This is a genomic window from Methylobacterium aerolatum (assembly GCF_022179085.1).
GTDB classification, from domain to species: domain Bacteria; phylum Pseudomonadota; class Alphaproteobacteria; order Rhizobiales; family Beijerinckiaceae; genus Methylobacterium; species Methylobacterium aerolatum.
This window is the reverse complement of the sequence record NZ_BPQE01000031.1, coordinates 40,262-56,708: the sequence shown is the minus strand read 5'-3', so window position 1 is coordinate 56,708 and position 16,447 is coordinate 40,262. Positions and strand designations below refer to the sequence as shown.

18 protein-coding genes and 1 tRNA gene are annotated in these 16,447 nt (G+C 70.1%); 11 read left to right on the top strand and 8 right to left on the bottom strand.

From position 1 onward, the window contains the following. Positions 1–73: 73 nt before the first annotated feature. A complete protein-coding gene (locus tag MFF06_RS19215; RefSeq protein ID WP_238206954.1) occupies positions 74–1,507 on the top strand; it encodes a glutamate synthase subunit beta in 1,434 nt (477 codons plus the stop codon). A 63-nt stretch (positions 1,508–1,570) separates the two neighbouring features. Here the strand turns inward: MFF06_RS19215 and MFF06_RS19210 are convergent, their stop codons facing one another. The 3 genes from MFF06_RS19210 to galE form a co-directional block, all read right to left on the bottom strand. After that, positions 1,571–2,977, bottom strand: a complete 1,407-nt coding sequence (locus MFF06_RS19210; RefSeq protein ID WP_238206952.1) for an SGNH/GDSL hydrolase family protein — start codon at positions 2,975–2,977, stop codon at positions 1,571–1,573. 108 nt (positions 2,978–3,085) lie between these two features. Further along, entirely contained in the window at positions 3,086–4,342 is a 1,257-nt protein-coding gene (locus tag MFF06_RS19205; RefSeq protein WP_238206950.1) for a lytic murein transglycosylase, read from the bottom strand. 85 nt (positions 4,343–4,427) lie between these two features. Next, positions 4,428–5,420 (bottom strand): UDP-glucose 4-epimerase GalE, encoded by a 993-nt coding sequence (galE, locus tag MFF06_RS19200; RefSeq protein ID WP_238206948.1) that lies wholly within the window; start codon positions 5,418–5,420, stop codon positions 4,428–4,430. 170 nt (positions 5,421–5,590) lie between these two features. Here galE and MFF06_RS19195 point away from each other — a divergent pair, with 170 nt between their 5' ends. After that, the gene (locus tag MFF06_RS19195; protein WP_238206946.1) at positions 5,591–6,457 is read left to right on the top strand and encodes a UTP--glucose-1-phosphate uridylyltransferase; all 867 of its coding nucleotides are present in this window, start codon (positions 5,591–5,593) and stop codon (positions 6,455–6,457) included. A gap of 253 nt (positions 6,458–6,710) precedes the next feature. On the opposite strand, the gene MFF06_RS19190 is transcribed toward MFF06_RS19195, so the two are convergent. After that, positions 6,711–7,607, bottom strand: a complete 897-nt coding sequence (locus MFF06_RS19190; protein WP_238207160.1) for an N-formylglutamate amidohydrolase — start codon at positions 7,605–7,607, stop codon at positions 6,711–6,713. A gap of 228 nt (positions 7,608–7,835) precedes the next feature. On the opposite strand from MFF06_RS19190, the gene cpdR reads away from it, so the two are divergent. The 4 genes from cpdR (at position 7,836) to MFF06_RS19170 (ending at position 9,884) form a co-directional block, all read left to right on the top strand. Next, positions 7,836–8,192: a cell cycle two-component system response regulator CpdR gene (gene cpdR / locus MFF06_RS19185; RefSeq protein WP_003603128.1), complete on the top strand. Its 357-nt coding sequence runs from the start codon at positions 7,836–7,838 to the stop codon at positions 8,190–8,192. A 103-nt stretch (positions 8,193–8,295) separates the two neighbouring features. Beyond that, a complete protein-coding gene (gene grxC / locus MFF06_RS19180; protein ID WP_238206944.1) occupies positions 8,296–8,565 on the top strand; it encodes a glutaredoxin 3 in 270 nt (89 codons plus the stop codon). Next, entirely contained in the window at positions 8,558–9,397 is an 840-nt protein-coding gene (locus MFF06_RS19175; protein ID WP_238206943.1) for a carbon-nitrogen hydrolase family protein, read from the top strand. The genes grxC and MFF06_RS19175 overlap by 8 nt, the downstream gene beginning before the upstream one ends. A 19-nt stretch (positions 9,398–9,416) precedes the next feature. After that, positions 9,417–9,884, top strand: coding sequence for a DUF1178 family protein (locus MFF06_RS19170; protein ID WP_238206941.1), 468 nt, complete (start codon positions 9,417–9,419; stop codon positions 9,882–9,884). 13 nt (positions 9,885–9,897) lie between these two features. On the opposite strand, the gene MFF06_RS19165 is transcribed toward MFF06_RS19170, so the two are convergent. After that, positions 9,898–10,386, bottom strand: a complete 489-nt coding sequence (locus MFF06_RS19165; protein ID WP_238206939.1) for a disulfide bond formation protein B — start codon at positions 10,384–10,386, stop codon at positions 9,898–9,900. A gap of 2 nt (positions 10,387–10,388) precedes the next feature. Continuing rightward, the gene (locus MFF06_RS19160; RefSeq protein WP_238206936.1) at positions 10,389–10,970 is read right to left on the bottom strand and encodes a YqaA family protein; all 582 of its coding nucleotides are present in this window, start codon (positions 10,968–10,970) and stop codon (positions 10,389–10,391) included. A 134-nt stretch (positions 10,971–11,104) separates the two neighbouring features. On the opposite strand from MFF06_RS19160, the gene MFF06_RS19155 reads away from it, so the two are divergent. Further along, positions 11,105–11,189: transfer RNA gene (locus tag MFF06_RS19155), tRNA-Leu, on the top strand. 58 nt (positions 11,190–11,247) lie between these two features. Here MFF06_RS19155 and MFF06_RS19150 read toward each other — a convergent pair. Together MFF06_RS19150 and MFF06_RS19145 are read right to left on the bottom strand one after the other, a co-directional pair. Next, positions 11,248–11,796 carry a hypothetical protein gene (locus MFF06_RS19150; protein WP_238206932.1) on the bottom strand — a complete coding sequence of 183 codons (549 nt, stop codon included), beginning with the start codon at positions 11,794–11,796 and terminating at the stop codon, positions 11,248–11,250. Next, positions 11,796–12,314 (bottom strand): hypothetical protein, encoded by a 519-nt coding sequence (locus MFF06_RS19145; protein WP_238206931.1) that lies wholly within the window; start codon positions 12,312–12,314, stop codon positions 11,796–11,798. Before MFF06_RS19145 ends, MFF06_RS19150 begins: the two co-directional genes overlap by 1 nt. Before the next feature lie 428 nt (positions 12,315–12,742). On the opposite strand from MFF06_RS19145, the gene MFF06_RS19140 reads away from it, so the two are divergent. The 4 genes from MFF06_RS19140 to MFF06_RS19125 all read left to right on the top strand — a co-directional run bounded on the left by MFF06_RS19140 (position 12,743) and on the right by MFF06_RS19125 (position 16,439). Beyond that, positions 12,743–13,405, top strand: coding sequence for a metallophosphoesterase (locus tag MFF06_RS19140; RefSeq protein ID WP_238206929.1), 663 nt, complete (start codon positions 12,743–12,745; stop codon positions 13,403–13,405). A gap of 424 nt (positions 13,406–13,829) precedes the next feature. Continuing rightward, positions 13,830–15,350, top strand: a complete 1,521-nt coding sequence (locus MFF06_RS19135) for a chromosome partitioning protein ParA (protein ID WP_238206927.1) — start codon at positions 13,830–13,832, stop codon at positions 15,348–15,350. A 28-nt stretch (positions 15,351–15,378) separates the two neighbouring features. Then, a complete protein-coding gene (locus MFF06_RS19130; protein ID WP_238206925.1) occupies positions 15,379–15,831 on the top strand; it encodes a hypothetical protein in 453 nt (150 codons plus the stop codon). Between the two features lie 146 nt (positions 15,832–15,977). Continuing rightward, entirely contained in the window at positions 15,978–16,439 is a 462-nt protein-coding gene (locus MFF06_RS19125; protein ID WP_238206923.1) for a hypothetical protein, read from the top strand. Positions 16,440–16,447 lie beyond the last annotated feature (8 nt).

The following is a 16,447-nucleotide window of genomic DNA, read 5'->3' as shown; positions in this document are numbered from 1 at the left end:
GGCCGCGTGCCGGAGCGAGCACTAATCACAGGCCCCGGATCGCGCGATCCGCGACGGCCTCAAGGGTTGATCGATGGGCAAGATCACGGGCTTTCTCGAATTCGATCGGCAGGAGCAGAAGTATCAACTCGCCGCCGACCGCGTTCGGCATTTCCGCGAGTTCACGCTCCCGCTGGACGAGCATGACCTGACCAAGCAGGCAGCCCGCTGCATGGATTGCGGCATCCCGTTCTGCCATGGCCCGACCGGCTGCCCCGTCCACAACCAGATCCCCGACTGGAACGATCTCGTGTTCCAGTCGGACTGGGAGGAAGCGTCCCGCAACCTCCACTCGACGAACAACTTCCCCGAGTTCACCGGCCGCATCTGCCCCGCCCCGTGCGAGGAGGCGTGCACCCTGAACCTCGAGAACCAGCCGGTCGCGATCAAGACGATCGAGCAGGCTATCGCGGACCGGGCCTGGAACATGGGCTGGATCAAGCCCGAGATTCCGGATGTTCGCACCGGCAAGCGCGTGGCGGTGATCGGCTCCGGCCCGGCGGGCCTCGCGGCGGCGCAGCAGCTCGCCCGCGTCGGGCACGCGGTCCACGTGTTCGAGCGCGAGCCGAAGGCGGGCGGGCTCCTCCGCTACGGCATCCCGGACTTCAAGATGGAGAAGCGCCACATCGACCGGCGCGTGAAGCAGATGGAAGCCGAGGGCGTGGTCTTCCACTACAACCAGAACATCGGCGTGACGAAGCCCGTCGAGGAGCTGAAGTCCGAGTACGACGCGGTGATCTTCTGCGGCGGCGCCGAGGATCCGCGCAACCCGAACCTGCCGGGCCAGGAGTTCGAGGGCGTCCATTACGCGATGCCCTACCTAGTCCAGTCCAACCGTCGGGTCGGCCAGGAGCCGATGCGCGGCAACGGCGAGGCGCCGATCCTGGCGAGCGGCAAGAACGTCGTCGTCATCGGCGGCGGCGATACGGCCTCCGACTGCGTCGGCACGGCCTTCCGCCAGGGCGCCCTGTCGGTGACGCAGCTCGACATCCGCCCGCGCCCGCCCGAGCGCGAGGACAAGCTGACGGTGTGGCCCTATTGGCCGACCAAGATGCGCACCTCCTCCAGCCAGGCCGAGGGGGCGGAGCGCGAGTTCCAGGCGGCGACCCTGCGCCTCGAGGGCAACAAGAAGGGCGTGCTGACCGGCGTGGTCTGCGCCCGCGTCGATGCCAAGCGCCAGCCGATCCCCGGCACGGAATTCGTTCTGCCGGCCGACCTCGTGTTCATGGCGATCGGCTTCGCCGGCTCGATGCAGAAGGGCCTCGTGGAGCAATCGGGCGTCACCGTCGACAAGCGCGGCAACGTGACGGCCAACGAGGAGGACTACCGCACCTCCGATCCGAAGATCTGGGCGGCGGGCGACATGCGCCGGGGCCAGTCCCTGGTCGTCTGGGCGATCCGCGAGGGCCGTCAGGCCGCCCGCGCCATCGACGAGGCGCTGATGGGCGCGAGCGTGCTGCCGCGCTGAGCCGCGGATCCCACCGGGGCGAGCCCTTCGTCGGGGCGTCGGGGCGCCGCCCCGACGCTGACCTCACCCCGGCGGCCAGCGGAAGTCGTCGGCTCGCCCGGGCTGCGGCGACGGAGCATTGCCACGCGTCAGGGTCCGCTCCACGGTCCCCATCGCATCCCCGTCCTGCGGGCGGCCGGTCATCAGGGTGCCGCCGGGCGAGGTCTCGCTCCGGCTGAGCGGGATGACGGGACCCGCCGCCGGCTTCACGGGCAGGGCGGGGATCCCGGCGGGCTCCGGCAGGCTCGGCAGCATCGCTGTGATCTGACGGTCGATCGCCGCGCTGTCGGAGGGCGACGCCTCGCCGCCGTCGAGCCCGATGCCGGGCGTTCCCTTCGGCGCGACCGGCGCCACGGCGGCGGCGGCCGGCTGCTCGGAGAGGGCAGGGGTGGCCGTACCCATCAGGCGCTTCAGCTCGACATCGGCGAAATGCGCGAGCTTGCGGTCGCCGGCCTTGGTGAAGTGGATGCCGTCGGAGGTCCGCAGACGGGCGATCTGGCCCTCCGGATCGGGGCCGGAGGAGGCGTACCGGTCCCGGTCGTCCACGAAGCCCGGCCAAATATCGACATAGGTCGCTCCCGCCTTCGCCACCGCGTCGCGGACGAGATCGTTGAGGGTGGCGAGATCGCGGGCGAGGCTCTCGCTCTGGACCGGCGGCAACCCGACCCAGATCAGCGGCACCCGCCGGTCGGTGAAGGGCTTCACCATGGCCTCGACGCGGGCGCGGTAGAGTTCCTTCCATCGGTCGGTGAGCGGCTCGACGGTGGCCTCGCCGTCGCGGATCGGCTGACGGTCGTTCACGCCCATCATGACGAGACCGTACCGGGTCTTCGGGTTGGCCTGGAGGTACTCGTCGGCAACCTTCGGCCAATCGACCACGTCCTTGCGCACGAGGCCGCTGTCGCCCTTCGCCTTGTCGAGGACGGCGACGTCGGCATTGTCCTCGAAGGCGTCGTCCAGGCCCTTGGCGAGGTGGTCCGCGAGGGAATCGCCGAACACGGCGATCTGGACGCTCGGATCGGTCTTGGCGGCGACCGCCTTGGCGGGCTCGGGCGCACGCGCCGGACGCTGCCGCCGCCGGGGCGGCAGGGCGCGCTGCCCGTCCGCCGTGCCGTAGCTGCGGGGGCGGGGCGGGCGCGGGGCATAGGCCCGCTCCTGCGGCGGCGGCGCCACCGGCTGCGGCCGGTCCTCCCAGGGCCAGTAGAACTGGCGCGGGGCCTCGGCGGGGGGCGCATAGCGCGGCGGCCGGGCCTCGCCGTTGTAGGCGTCGCGTGCCCGGCGGCGGGGTGGGGCTTGGTAGTAGCCGCCGCGGGGATCGGCATAGCCGTCGCCCCACTGCGCCGCGGCGGGGATCGGGGCAAACAGGATGCCCGCCAGCACCGCGAGGAGAGCGCTCCGGAGGGACAGGAAGGGCGATCCGGGGGACATCATGCGCTCACGCCTTCGGATACCGGCCGCCCGACCCCGTTCGACGGCGTCGGGCAAGAGTCTAGGATAGTCGAAGGGCCGGGCGACGTCCAAAGCGGTTTGCCATCCCGCTCAACGGGAGCCGATGTGGCTCAGCAGCGCCGGGCTGGCGTAGCCGTCGGCGGGCAGGCCCGCGTCGATCTGGTAGCGCCGGACGGCCTCGCGGAGCTTCGGTCCCGCCCGGCCGTCCGCGTCGCCGCGGTAGAAGCCTGCCCGCGCCAAGCCCTGCTGCAAGGCCTTGATCCCGTCTCCGTCGAGGTGCGCCGCGCCCACCGGCCACGGTGCGGCCAGCGGTGGGCCGCCGGCGAGCCTGTCGGCGAGGTGCCCCACCGCGAGGGCGTAGGAATCCGAGGTGTTGTAGCCCCGGATCACCTCGAAGTTGCCGGTGATCAGGAAGACCGGCCCGCCGAGCCCGCCTGGCAGGTACAGGCTCGCCCGTCCGCCCGTCCCGGAGGCGGCGGGCAGGGCCTTGCCGTCGGTGCGGCGCACGCCGCGCGCGGCGAAGCCGGCAAGGTCGCCCTCGTAGGCCGAGAGGTCGAAACCCTGGGGGAGGGTCACCTCGTAGCCCCACGACACGGTGGGGTCCCAGCCGAGATCCTTGAGATAGGCCGCGATGGAGGCCAGCGAATCGGCTTCGCTGCCCCAGATGTCGCGGTGCCCGTCGCCGTCGAAATCGACGGCGTGGGCGAGGTAGGTGGAGGGCAGGAACTGCACCTGCCCCATCGCCCCGGCCCAGCTTCCGCTCATCGCGCGGGGCGTGATGTCGCCGCGCTGAAGGATGGCCAGGGCATCGAGGAGTTCGCCCCGGAAAAGGTCGCCGCGATGGCGGGCGAGGGCGAGGGTGGAGAGGGCGCGGATCGTCGGGATCGATCCGGCGCTGGCGCCGAAATCCGATTCGATGCCCCAGATCGCCAGCACGACGGAGGCGGGCACGCCGTAGCGCCGCTCGATGCCGGCGAGGGTCTGCGCCAGGGCGGAGGCGCGGGCCCGCCCCCGCGTGAGCCGCGCGGGCGTCACGGCGCCGACGAGGTACTCCCAGACCGGCCGGCTGAACTCCCCCTGTCGCCGGATGCGCGCGAGCACCGCGGGATCGGAGGCCGTCACGTCGCGGAAGGCGGCGTCGAAGGTGGCCTCGCTCACGCCCCGCGCCGCTGCGTCGGCCCGCAGGCCCGCGACGAACCCGGCCATCGCGGGATCGGGCTTGGCCGGACTTGGCCTGCCGGCCCCCGCCTTCGCGGCGGGGGCCGAGGATGCGGGGACGGCGAGGACGGGGCCGACGAGCAGGGCCGCGAGGATGGCCACCCCGGCCGGGGCAACGGGTTCGCTCATCTCGATCCGTCCCTCGCGCAACGTGCCCGCGTCGGCAACCGGTTCCCGCCCCGGTCCGGCTACGCGCGGACGGGGCGGGGGCGTATCAAACGCGGTTGCGCTTGGCGAGGTGATCCTCCCAGGCCAGCGCCTGGGTGACGATCGTGTCCAGATCGTCGAATTTCGGGGCCCAGCCGAGGCGGTCGCGGATCTTGTCGGCGGCGGCGACGATGCGGGCCGGATCGCCGGGGCGGCGCGGCCCGATCCGCACCTCGAAATCGACACCTGAGACGCGCTTGACGACCTCGGCCACCTCGAGGACCGAATATCCCTGCCCGTAGCCGCAATTCAGGATCAGGCTGTCGCCGCCGTCGCGCAGGTGGTCGAGGGCGAGGCGGTGGGCCTCGGCGAGGTCCGAGACCTGGATGTAGTCCCGAAGACAGGAGCCGTCCGGCGTCGGATAGTCCGTGCCGAACACGTCGAGACGCTCGCGCTTGCCGAGGGCCGCCTGGGTCGCGACCTTGATGAGGTGCGTGGCGTTGGGGCTCGATTGGCCGGAGCGGCCCTTGGGATCGGCCCCGGCGACGTTGAAGTAGCGCAGGATGACGTAGGAGAAGCCGAGGGGGCCAGCGGCGTCGCCGATCATCCATTCGCTCATCAGCTTGGAGCGGCCGTAGGGATTAATCGGGTTCAACGGCACGGTCTCGGTGACCGGCACGACCTCCGGCTCGCCGTAGACCGCGGCGGTGGAGGAGAAGATCACGTGCCGCACGCCCGCCCCAACGGCGGCCTCGATGAGGGCGCGGGTCTTCACGGTGTTGGCGAGGTAGTAGCCGAGGGGGTCGGAGACCGATTCCGGCACCACGATCTTGGCCGCGAAGTGGGCCAGCGCGTCGATCCGGTTCTCGCGCACTACGCGGGCGACGAGATCCTGGTCGGCCACGTCGCCGACGACGAGCTTCACGCCCTCGGGGACGGCCCAATCGAAGCCGGTCGACAAATCGTCCAGGACGACGACGTCCTCGGCCCCCGCGTCGAGGAGTGCCAACACCATGTGGCTGCCGATATAGCCAGCTCCGCCTGTCACCAGAACCGCCATTGTGCCCCTCTCTTTTCCGAATTCGGACGTCACTGAGCTGAATGCGCCAGACGGGTGTTTTGCTACGAACGGCCTGTCAGTAACGTGAATTGCACCTTGCGGTAGACGCTCCGCTCTGTCTCATCGCATGGTTCTGTCCTCAACTCCTGTTGCTTCAAGGCTCCGGCACGATGAAACCGATCCGCAAGGCAGTCCTCCCCGTTGCGGGCCTCGGCACCCGCTTTCTTCCGGCGACGAAGGCCGTGCCGAAGGAAATGCTGACCGTGGTCGATCGCCCGGTCGTCCAGCATGTGGTCGATGAAGCCCGCGAAGCCGGGATCGAGCATTTCATCTTCGTGACCGGCCGCGGCAAGGCCGTCATCGAGGACCATTTCGACATCAACTTCGAGTTGGATCGCACCCTGGTCGAACGCGGAAAGCAGGCGGCCTTCGACGACCTGAAGAAGGATCTTCCGCAGGCCGGGCAGACCAGCTTCACCCGGCAGCAGGCGCCGCTCGGCCTCGGCCACGCCGTGTGGTGCGCCCGCGAGATCGTCGGGGACGAGCCCTTCGCCGTGCTCCTGCCCGACATGCTGAGCCGCGGCTGCATGGGCCAGATGCTCTCGGCCTACGAGCGCCACGGCGGCAACGTGATCGCCGTCGAGGAGGTCGCCCCCGAGGAGACCCACCAGTACGGCATCGTCAGCGTCGGCGAGACCTTTGGCCAGACCTTCGAGATCACCGGCATGGTCGAGAAGCCGAAGCAGGGCACCGCCCCGTCGAACTTCATCATCTCCGGCCGCTACATCCTTCAGCCCGAGATCTTCGGCATCCTCGAGCACGGCAAGAAGGGCGCGGGCGGCGAGATCCAGCTCACCGACGCGATGATCGACCTGATGGGCGAGCAGGCCTTCTTCGGCATGAAGTACGAGGGCCGCACCTACGACACCGGCTCGAAGCTCGGCTTCCTCACCGCCAACGTCGCCTACGCCCTCGACCGCCCGGACCTCGCCGGTCCGTTGAAAGCAGAAATCGCGAAGCTGCTGGAGGGCCACTGACGCCCGCTGGCTGCGTGGCCTGCACGGTATTTGTAGGAGGTATGCGCCGGAAGCGGCCTCGACCCGCGGTTTCGCCCTTGCGTTTTGTGCGGCGCACTTTATTTTGTGCATTGCAGGAACGCGATGGCGTCGCGGTCCTGTTGCCCTTCTTGGGCGTTTCCTCCCTAGACTTCGGGCCGCTCCTTCGGGAGTGGCCTTTTTTCTTGGCGACGTGTCTTTTTCGCAAGCCGGGCGTCGGGGCCAGGGCTGCGCCCTATTCGGCGGCCATCCGGAGCGGCTGCATGCCGGTCGTCTCCTCCGCGACCGCGACGATGATCGACCGTAGCGCGACCACGAGATCGCCGGCGTCTGCCGTAAGGGCCAGGCTCGTCTCATTCATGTAGAGCGCGCGGTTCAGTTCGATCTGCAGGGCGTGGCGACCGAGATTCGGCTCGCCGTAATGCTCGGTAATGAAGCCGCCGGCATAGGGCTTGTTGCGCACCACGCGAAAGCCTTTCTCCCGGAACTGCGTCTCGAAGGCGTCGATGAGTTCCGGCGCGCAGGCGGTGCCATAGCGGTCGCCGAGCACGACGTCCGCCTTGGGCTCGTCCCGGCCGAGGCTGGTCGAGGGCATGGAGTGGCAATCGATCAGGAAGCAGTGCCCGAAGGTGCGCGCGGTGCGCTGGATCAGGGCGCGCAGGGCGCGGTGATAGGGCTTGTACAGGTCCTCGATCCGCGCCACCGCCTCGGCGGCGGCGATCCGGCCGGGATAGATCTCCTGCCCGTCCGCCACCACGCGCGGGACGGTGCCGAGACCGCCGGCGACGCGCATGGAGCGGGTGTTGGCGTAGGGCGGCAGGCGCCCGTCGAACATGCGCGGATCGAGCTCGAAGGGCTCGCGGTTCACGTCGAGGTAGGCCCGGGGGAAATTCGCCCGCAGCAGGGGCGCGCCGAGCGCGACGACGGGGGCGAACAGCCTGTCGACATAGGCGTCCTCCGACCGGCGCAGGCTCAGAGAGTCGAGACGGGAGGCGGCGAGGAAGCTCGCGGGGTAGACGGCGCCGGAATGGCCGGTATTGAACACGTAGGGCAAGGTCTGCGCCGCCGGCTCGTCCACGGCGAAGGGTGGCGCGAACAGGGCGGCGGGACCCGCGGGATCGGACGATTCCATGTCGGAAGTGGCCATCGGCGGCGTGGACGCTCCGGTCGGATTTGCGTATTCCGGCTCTCACACAGTCTGGGGCGCTCACCCGCCTCTGTCCACTGTGCCTCCCGCGTTTCGCGCGTCTCCGTCGGAAAGGCGCGTTACCGAAGAGCGGGCCGCCTTTGGTTACCCGTTATTTACCAAGTCGTCCCTTTGTGGGATCAACGCTACCATTCGAGGGTTCGGAACCGTCCGATGAAAATTCTGCTGGCGGAAGACGACAACGATATGCGCCGGTTCCTTGCCAAGGCGCTGCAGAACGCGGGCTACGACGTCCTCTCGTTCGACAACGGCCTCTCGGCGTACAACCGCCTCAGGGAAGAGCCCTTCGAACTGCTCCTGACCGACATCGTGATGCCGGAGATGGACGGGATCGAACTCGCCCGCCGGGCCACCGAGCTCGACCCGGACATCAAGGTCATGTTCATCACCGGCTTCGCCGCCGTGGCCCTGAACCCCGATTCGAAGGCTCCGAAGGACGCGAAGGTTCTGTCGAAGCCCTTCCACCTGCGCGACCTCGTCAACGAGGTGGAGAAGCTGCTGGCCGCCTGATCCGGCGGCCGTTCGAACGGTGGAGCGTGGCTCGCCGGACACAGGCACAAATCGTGCGACGCCCCTATATGGCCTCTGCGAGGACGCGCGGGACGAAGCCGACATGCAGCCGGTCACGATCTACACCACTTCCTGGTGCCCCTATTGCGCGGCGGCCAAGAGCCTCCTGACGCAGAAGGGGGCGGCCTTCCAGGAGATCGACGTCGAGCGCGTCCAGGGCGCGCGGGCGTCCATGACCGAGAAGGCGGGCGGGCGCACCAGCGTGCCGCAGATCTTCGTCGGCGCCACGCATGTGGGCGGCTGCGACGATCTCTACGCCCTCGACCGGGCCGGCAAGCTCGACCCGCTGCTGAAGGCTTCGGCGGATGCCTGAGACTTTCATCGCCGCCTGCGTGCAGATGCGGTCGGGGCGCGACCCCGCCGCCAATCGCGATGCGGCGGTGGCGGGTGTGCGCGAGGCCGCCTCGCGCGGCGCCCGCCTCATCCAAACGCCCGAGATGACCTCCCTGGTGGAGCGCGGGCGCACGCGACTGTTCGAGGCGATCACCGCCGAGGAGGCGGACCCCACCCTGGCGGGCCTGCGGGAGGCGGCGCGGGAGGCCGGGGCCTTCATCCAGATCGGATCCCTCGCGATCCGCGTCGGCGACAAGGTCGCCAACCGGGCCTACCTCATCGATCCGCAGGGCGAGATCGCCGCCTCCTACGACAAGGTCCACCTCTTCGACGTGGATCTGCCGAGCGGCGAGAGCTGGCGCGAGTCATCGACCTATGCCGGCGGCGCCTGTGCCGTGGCCGCCGAGACGCCGCTCGGCGTGCTCGGCCTGTCGATCTGCTACGACATCCGCTTCCCGGCCCTCTACCGGGCGCTGGCCGAAGCGGGGGCGGAGGTGCTGACGGCCCCCGCTTGCTTCACCAAGCAGACCGGGGAGGCGCACTGGCACGTCCTCCAGCGGGCGCGGGCGATCGAGACGGGATCGTTCATGATCTCCGCGGCGCAGGGCGGCCTGCACGAGGACGGCCGCGAGACCTTCGGCCACTCCGTCATCGTCGATCCCTGGGGCCGTATCCTCGCCGAGGGCGGGACCGAGCCGGGCGTGATCCTGGCCGAGATCGACCTCTCCCTCGTCGCCGATGCGCGGACGCGGATCCCCGCCCTGCGCAATGCACGCCCCTTCACCGTCGAGCGCGTCGCCGCCCGATCCTGACCCATCCTCCGACACGCGAATGATCCGGTACACCCTGGTTTGCGAGGCCGGCCACGGCTTCGATTGCTGGTTTCCCTCCTCCGACTCGTACGACGACCAGTCCGAGCGCGGCCTCGTCTCCTGCCCCGCCTGCGGCAGCGCCAAGGTCGCCAAGGCGGTGATGGCGCCCCGGGTGGCGCGCACGGACCGCGCGCCGACGACGACGCCGGTCCCGGTGCCGGACGCACCGGCCCCCGAGGCGCCGGTCCGCATGGTCTCGGAGCCTGAGCGCAAGATCCGCGAGATGGTGAAGGCGCTGCACGCCCACCTCTCCGCTCATTCCGAGCATGTCGGCGAGCGCTTCCCGGAAGAGGCGCGGAAGATTCATTACGGCGAGGCCGAGAGCCGCTCGATCCATGGGCAGGCCAGCCTCGACGAGGCCCGTGCCCTGATCGAGGAGGGCATCGAGGTTTCCCCGCTGCCGGTCCTGCCCGACGACCGGAACTGAGGCGCCCCGGCGCCTACCGCCGCAGGGCGGCCGTGCCGGCGAGGGAGGAGAGCCCGAACGAGACCAGGGCGCTCCAGCCGGCGAGCGACACCCCGGCGACCCGCAGGGCCGCCGTCGAGCAATCGACCACGCGCGTCGCCTGGAGGCTGTTGAGGAAGTCGCCCATCGCCGCCGGGTTGGCGCCCGCGCCGCCGCCGCAATCGGTCGGCCCCGGCCAGAAGCCCCACTCGGCGCCCGCGTGGTAGACGCCGACCCCAGCGCCGTAGAGCAGGGCGAGGGCGGCGAGCCCGAGGGCGAGGCGCGCGGCCCAGGCGGGGGCGACGAGGGCGATCAGCCCGAGGGGCACGGCCGCGTAGTAGGGCAGGCGCTCGGTGAGGCAGAGCTTACAGGGCACGTAGCCGTAGACGTATTGCAGGACGAGGGCCGCGCCCACCGTGAGGGCGGCGGCGATGGCGAGCCAGAGGCCCGCCGTCTTGAGGCGCAGGGCGGCGGTCGTATCCACGGTCACAGGATCACCTTGAAGAGCACGAAGCCGAGGACGATCACCGCCACGGAGATCGCGGCGACGACGTTCAGGTGCCGGTCCAGCACGCCGCGGATCTGCACGCCGTAGCGGTTGAGCAGGGCGGCCAGGAGGAAGAAGCGCGCGCCGCGCGTCACCACCGACAGGACCGTGAACCAGAACAGGCTGTAGTGGGCGAACCCGGAGGTGATGGTCACGAGCTTGTAGGGGATCGGCGTCAGCCCCTTCAGGAGGATCACCCAGTGGCCGTACTCGGCGTAGGAGCGCTGGAAGGCCTCGGACGAGTTCTGGAGCCCGTACAGGGCGATCAGCCACTGCCCGATCGAGTCGAACAGCAGCGCCCCGATGGCGTAGCCCACGAGGCCGCCGAGCACCGAGCAGAGCGTTGCGATGGCGGCGAAGAGCCAGACCCGGTCCGGGCGGCTCACCGCCATCGGCACCATCATGGCATCCGGCGGGAGGGGGAAGAACGAGCTTTCCGCGAAGGCGACGGCGCCGAGCGCGTAGGGTGCGGCCGGCCGATCGCTCAGCGCGAGGATCCAGGCATAGAGCCGGCGAAGCATCGACAATCTTTCGGAAGGTGAGGGGAAAGCGCGCCCCTTCAAGCACAGGGGCGGCGCGAAGGCCAGCGACGGACCCGGCCTGCCTCACAAAGGGCTTGGCGGCGCGGGGGCACCTGTGCGAAGACGCCGCCCGCGCGGGTATGGCGGAATTGGTAGACGCGGGCGACTCAAAATCGCCAGCCGCAAGGCGTGGGGGTTCGATTCCCTCTACCCGCACCACGACGGCCGGCGGCGCTCCGCAGACCGGCACCGGTCTCTCGTCAGCGCCGGTTTCTCGTCAGCGCCGATCCTCGGATATCTCCCGGAACTCCACCTGCACGCTGCTGTAGAGCCGCTTCAGCCAGGTCTGGGCCTCGGCAAGCTTCATCCGCGTGATCTCGGCCTCCTCCTCGGCCCGGCGGGCGCGGTTGTCGGCGAGGCGCGCGGCCGCCTCGGCCTGCTCGGCCCGGCGGAGGGCGTCCTGTGCCGCCGCCTCGGTGAGGCGCAGCCGCCGCTCCGTGTCCTCGAGCTGCCGCAGGGTGCTCTCGACCACGTCGTTCGAATGGGCGACGACATCCTGCGCATAGCGGCGCGCTTGCCGCATCCGTGAGCCCACATCTCGGATCATCTCGATGGCCGCCGGCCAGTTGGCCTCCGGCAACGGCGGTGGTCCGTCGGGCTGCGGTGCCTCGGCGGCGCGGGGCGCACGGCCCATCGAGTCGCCGGCCCCATGCGACAGCGCCAGGAGCTGGCGCAGGTCCGGGCGGGGGGAGGCCGCGTCCCTCGGATCGTGCGGCGCGTGCGGGACGGGGGCGATCGCCTGCCAAGTGGGAGCGGAATGGGGCATCACCGATCCAGTCCCGCAGTACCGGAGAACTCCGTCTGGATAGTCTCCTGGATGCGCACCAGCCACTCCTCGGTTTCCCGGGCGCGCCGCTCCGCGAGGGCCGCACGGGCCTCTGCCGCGCGGATCTGCTCCACGGCGCGCACCTCGACCTCGGCGAGCCGGGCTTCCGCCTCGCGCACGCGGGCCTCGGCCTCGGCCATGTCCGCGCTCACGCGGCGCACCAGATCGTCCATCTGCTCGTCGCGGGACCGCGCCTCCGCCTCCACGTCTCGCACGTAGCGGGCCGATTCGCGAATGCGATCGATGAGGGAGGACCACTCCTCGCGCCGACCCGCAGCGGTGGGCGGGGCGGGGGGCGCAGCGAGGGACACGGCGAGCGGGCCCGCCAGCGGCGCCTCGTCGATCGACGGGCCGATGCCTCGCAGCAGGGCGGAAATGGTCGTCTTCGGCAGGGCAGCCGGGGGCGCGGGCTCGCGCGCGTCGATCTCGTCGGCGAGATCCCGCTGCAGCTTCTTCACGGGATTTGTACTTACGAACATACCGATCGGTGCCCGTCGGGAGGCCGCGCTCGATGTTGGCGGTGTGATGAATTTTCTCTAAAGCGCCGCCGCGTTCAAGCCCCGAATAAAAAGATTCGAACTGGACTCACTGTTTTCGGGTCGAATTAACTGTTTTCACGCTCAACGAAGTTAATTCTCAGAACATGTCAGGACCATTCGGCGACGCGCCGGGTGACTACAGGCGGCAATGGTTGCGGCCTTGCGCAATTCACCACATCGGGCGCCTGGGGCGGCCCGAAATGTGGACATCGCGTGCGGTCCACCTTCTAAACTCGCCGGGAAAGTGACAGGACAGCGCTCGGAGGCCGAGCGTCGGCCGGTCGCGCCGCCCGCGGGGCACGCGAATCGGCGGGCACTCCCATGCGGGAGCCGCTGGACGGGATGCGATGATCACCTTCGCGGTGGGCGACATCCACGGCTGCTTCGACCGGCTGCGCCTCATCCTCGACCGGATCGACCGGTATGCGCGCCGGGCGCCGTCGCAGGAGCCCAGCCGGATCGTCCTCCTCGGCGACTACGTCAACGGCGGCCCGGACTCGCGGCGGGTGCTCGACCTGCTGATCGACCGCCCCGACATCACGGCCCTGCGCGGCCACCAGGACGCGATGCTGCTCTCCGCGGCGAGGGGCCATCGCGGATCGGTCTGGAACTTCGAGTTCCACGGCGGCGCGGCGACCCTGCGCAGCTTCGGAGTCGCCGCGGCGAGCGCGATCCCCCGGCTCTATCTGGATTTCCTCCGCCGGGGCCTGTGGCGCTACGTCGAGGACGAGCGGCGCGTCTTCGTCCACGCCTCCGTCGATCCCGCCTGTCCTGGCATGGCGGAGCAGGACGACCTGACGCTCCTCTGGGCGCGCCGCCCCCTCGCGCCGGACGACGGCGCTTTCGGACGCTACGTCGTCCACGGGCACTTCCCCCAGGCCGACGCGCTGCCCGAGATCCTGGGGCACCGCTGCAACCTCGACAGTGCGGTGTGGACGACCGGCATCCTCACCTGCGGCATCTTCGACGACACGCAGGCCGATCCGATCGACATCCTCCAGACCCGATAACGGGACGAAGGATGCGAATAACGGTCGAACTCGGTATTTCAGCCCGGTTGCAAATTTACAACATCCCCTAAGCCCCTGGATCGGGATAGATCTTCGGGGTCGGGACGCCCGTGGACCCCACGGTCGGCCGGCGCGGATGCGATCACGCTGTGGAACGGCCCCGTGCGACGGGTGGCGGGACCGCGAGGCGCCCCGTATTCGCGGAACGACTGCGGGCGGCATCCGACGTTGCCGGATCAGGCGGTGCCCTGGTTTTGCGGGCCGGAAGTTAATAGGCTCTTTCGAGCGCTGTAGACGAAGGATTGGCCGGGCCGTGGCTGAGCGCGAGGGAGACCGGGCAATGGCGTGGATGCCCATCAGGCGCCTTCTCAAGCAGGGATCGGCGGCGCCTGAGCCGGCCCCCCCGGCGCCACAGGACACGCTCATGTCGTGGCTGTCCCTGCAGGACGAGGAGACGGCGCCCCGGCGCGAGACAGCCGAGCGCCCGGCCGCGCCAACGCGCCACGAGGAACCGGCCCAGCCCCAGCCGTTCAGCTCCTTCGACGCCATCGGATCGCGCAACGAGATGGTGCGCGTGCGCATCAGCCAGATGATGGAGCGGCTCGACGACCTGAAGAGCCTGCAGGCGGATTTCTCCCAGATCCTCGAACCGCTGGCCAACGTCGCCGACGAGCTGCCCCAGGCCAAGATCCGGATCGCCGAACTCGAAGTCCTCCTGGCCCGCGAGCAGGAATACATCCGCAGCGTGCGCCGGGAACTCGGCGAGGTGAACACCCGCGCGGCGTCGAGCGCGAACGAGCTCGCGGCGGCGACCACCGAGTTGCAGCGGCTGGAGACCCAGCTGCGCGACCGCGAGGCCGAGAACGAGGAGTTGCGCGTCCGCGTCCGCGACCGCACCGTCGCGGCGGACAACCTCGAACGCCAGCTTTTCGCCGAGACGGAGCAGGTCCGGGCACTCACCGGCGAGAACAAGTCCCTGCGGATCGAGGCGCAGGCCGCCGACCAAGCCATGACCCGCGCCGAGCGGGAACTGACCGACACCGCCGAGCGGCTGAGCCTCAGCGAGCAGGATGCCCGCCGCCTCCAGGCCCTCGCGGGTGAGCAGGCGGTCAAGCTGTCCGAGGCCGAGGCGCGGGTCGGCGAGCTGACCCAGCAGGTGGAGAGCCTGCGGCAGCGCTGCCGGGACCTCGAGACGCAGCTCGCCACCGAGATCGCGAACCGCGAGCGCGGCGAGGGCCAGTTCGAGGCGGAACTCGCCGCCAACCGCGCCGAGCGCGCGAACCTCGCCATGAAGCTTGACGCGGCCTCGGGCCGGGCGAGCACGCTGGAGCAGATCCTGGCACAGGTCCGCAGCCAGTTGCGGGAGCGCGAGGAGATCGGCCGCTCCGTCGATCGGACCGTCAAGGAACTGACCATCGAGAAGACCACCCTGGAGCGCCGCCTCGAAGGTGTTCAGGGCGAGCTCCACCGTCAGAACGAACGCGCGGTCGACGTCCAGCGCCAGCGCACCGAGGCCGAGGGCCGCGCCGACATGCTCGGCAAGGCGCTGGCGGCGAAGGAGGCGGCGATGGAGCAGGTGCAGACCCGCGCCACCGCCCTCGCGGACCGGATGGAGCAGCTGACCCGCCGGCACGAGGCGGAGAAGGGCGAGTTGCAGGCCGCCAACCGCCGCCTCGTGGAGGAGCTGCAGAACGAGCGCTCGGAGCGTGCCCTGGCGCAGGGCGCCCTCGACATCGCCCGTGAGACCCGCGCCTCCCTGCAGAAGCAGCACGAGACGCTGAAGCGCGCCGTGCGCAACATGCACGGGATCGATCCCGCCACGCTCACCGGCCTCGCCTCCGGCGACGGGCGGTCGGAGCGGGCGGAGGACAGCAACGTCACGCCCTTCGCGCATCCCGACCGCGACGGGCGCGACACCAAGCCAAATCACGACGTGAACGCGTAAGGGGGCCATCGAGATGGAACAGGTTCGCATGACCATCGATGACGACGCCGAGGCGGTGTACCACGCGATGAAGGCACAGGCGGCCTTGGCCGAGCAGGGCCTCCATGCCGAGCCTCCCTCCGCGACGGTGTCCTACCTGCCGAACCCGGCTTCGCACGGGGCGGGGGACATCACCCCGGTCCGCGACTTCAAGTCGGCCATCGACCTGATCAAGGAAGCGAGCGAGGCGATCCGCTTCGCCGAGGAACGCTCGGCGGAACTGGAGCAGCAGCTGCATCAGGTGTCGGGCCGGGCCGCCGAGCAGGTGAAGGCCCTCGAGATCCAGGTGGCCGCCCTGGAGCGCCGCCTGATGAAGTCGGAGGAGAGGGCGCGCGCTGCCGAGGTCCGCGCCAACGACGCCGAGACGTGGCTGTCGCGGTTGCACGACACGATCATCACGAGCTTTCGCCGCCCGGTGATGGGCACCGATGGCGACGCGTGAGGGTAGCGTCGCCCGAGCGTGGATCACGAGGGGACGTCCCGTGATCCAGGGATCCCCGGACGGACGCCCGGCCGGTGATCGGGACGCGGCGTCGGGCGCCGGGCCGGCATCCCCTTCGGCGGACAACGCACTGGCGGAGCGGAACCGTGGCTGAGATCAACGTGACCTTCGAGATGCGCGAGAGGACCATCGACTCCTCCGCGTCGCCCCTCGGCTCGGGCGGACGCCAGGACGTGGAAGTCCTGCGGCCGATCGAGAAGGGCGCCATGCCGAAGCTGGTGGGCAAGCGCTTCGGCGCGGACGAGTGGGTCGCGGTCTGCGAGCGGATCCAGGGCGCCGCCGAATACATCCAGGAGATCGAGGCGGGCCGCCACCAGCAGGAGTTGCAGGCCCAGAAGATCTTCGCGAACATGCGGGACGAGATCGCCGCCGCGAATACCCGCGCCGCCGCCGCCGAGCGGATGCTGCAGGACGTCCAGCAGCGGGCGACGACGATGGTGAAGAACCTTGAGGACAAGCTCCAGGCCGCTGAGGACCGGGCGCGTGAGGCGGAGGACTGGCTCGTCCGCATCTCCGAGGCGGTGAAGTCGAACCTCAGCTTTCCGTAAGGCCCCGC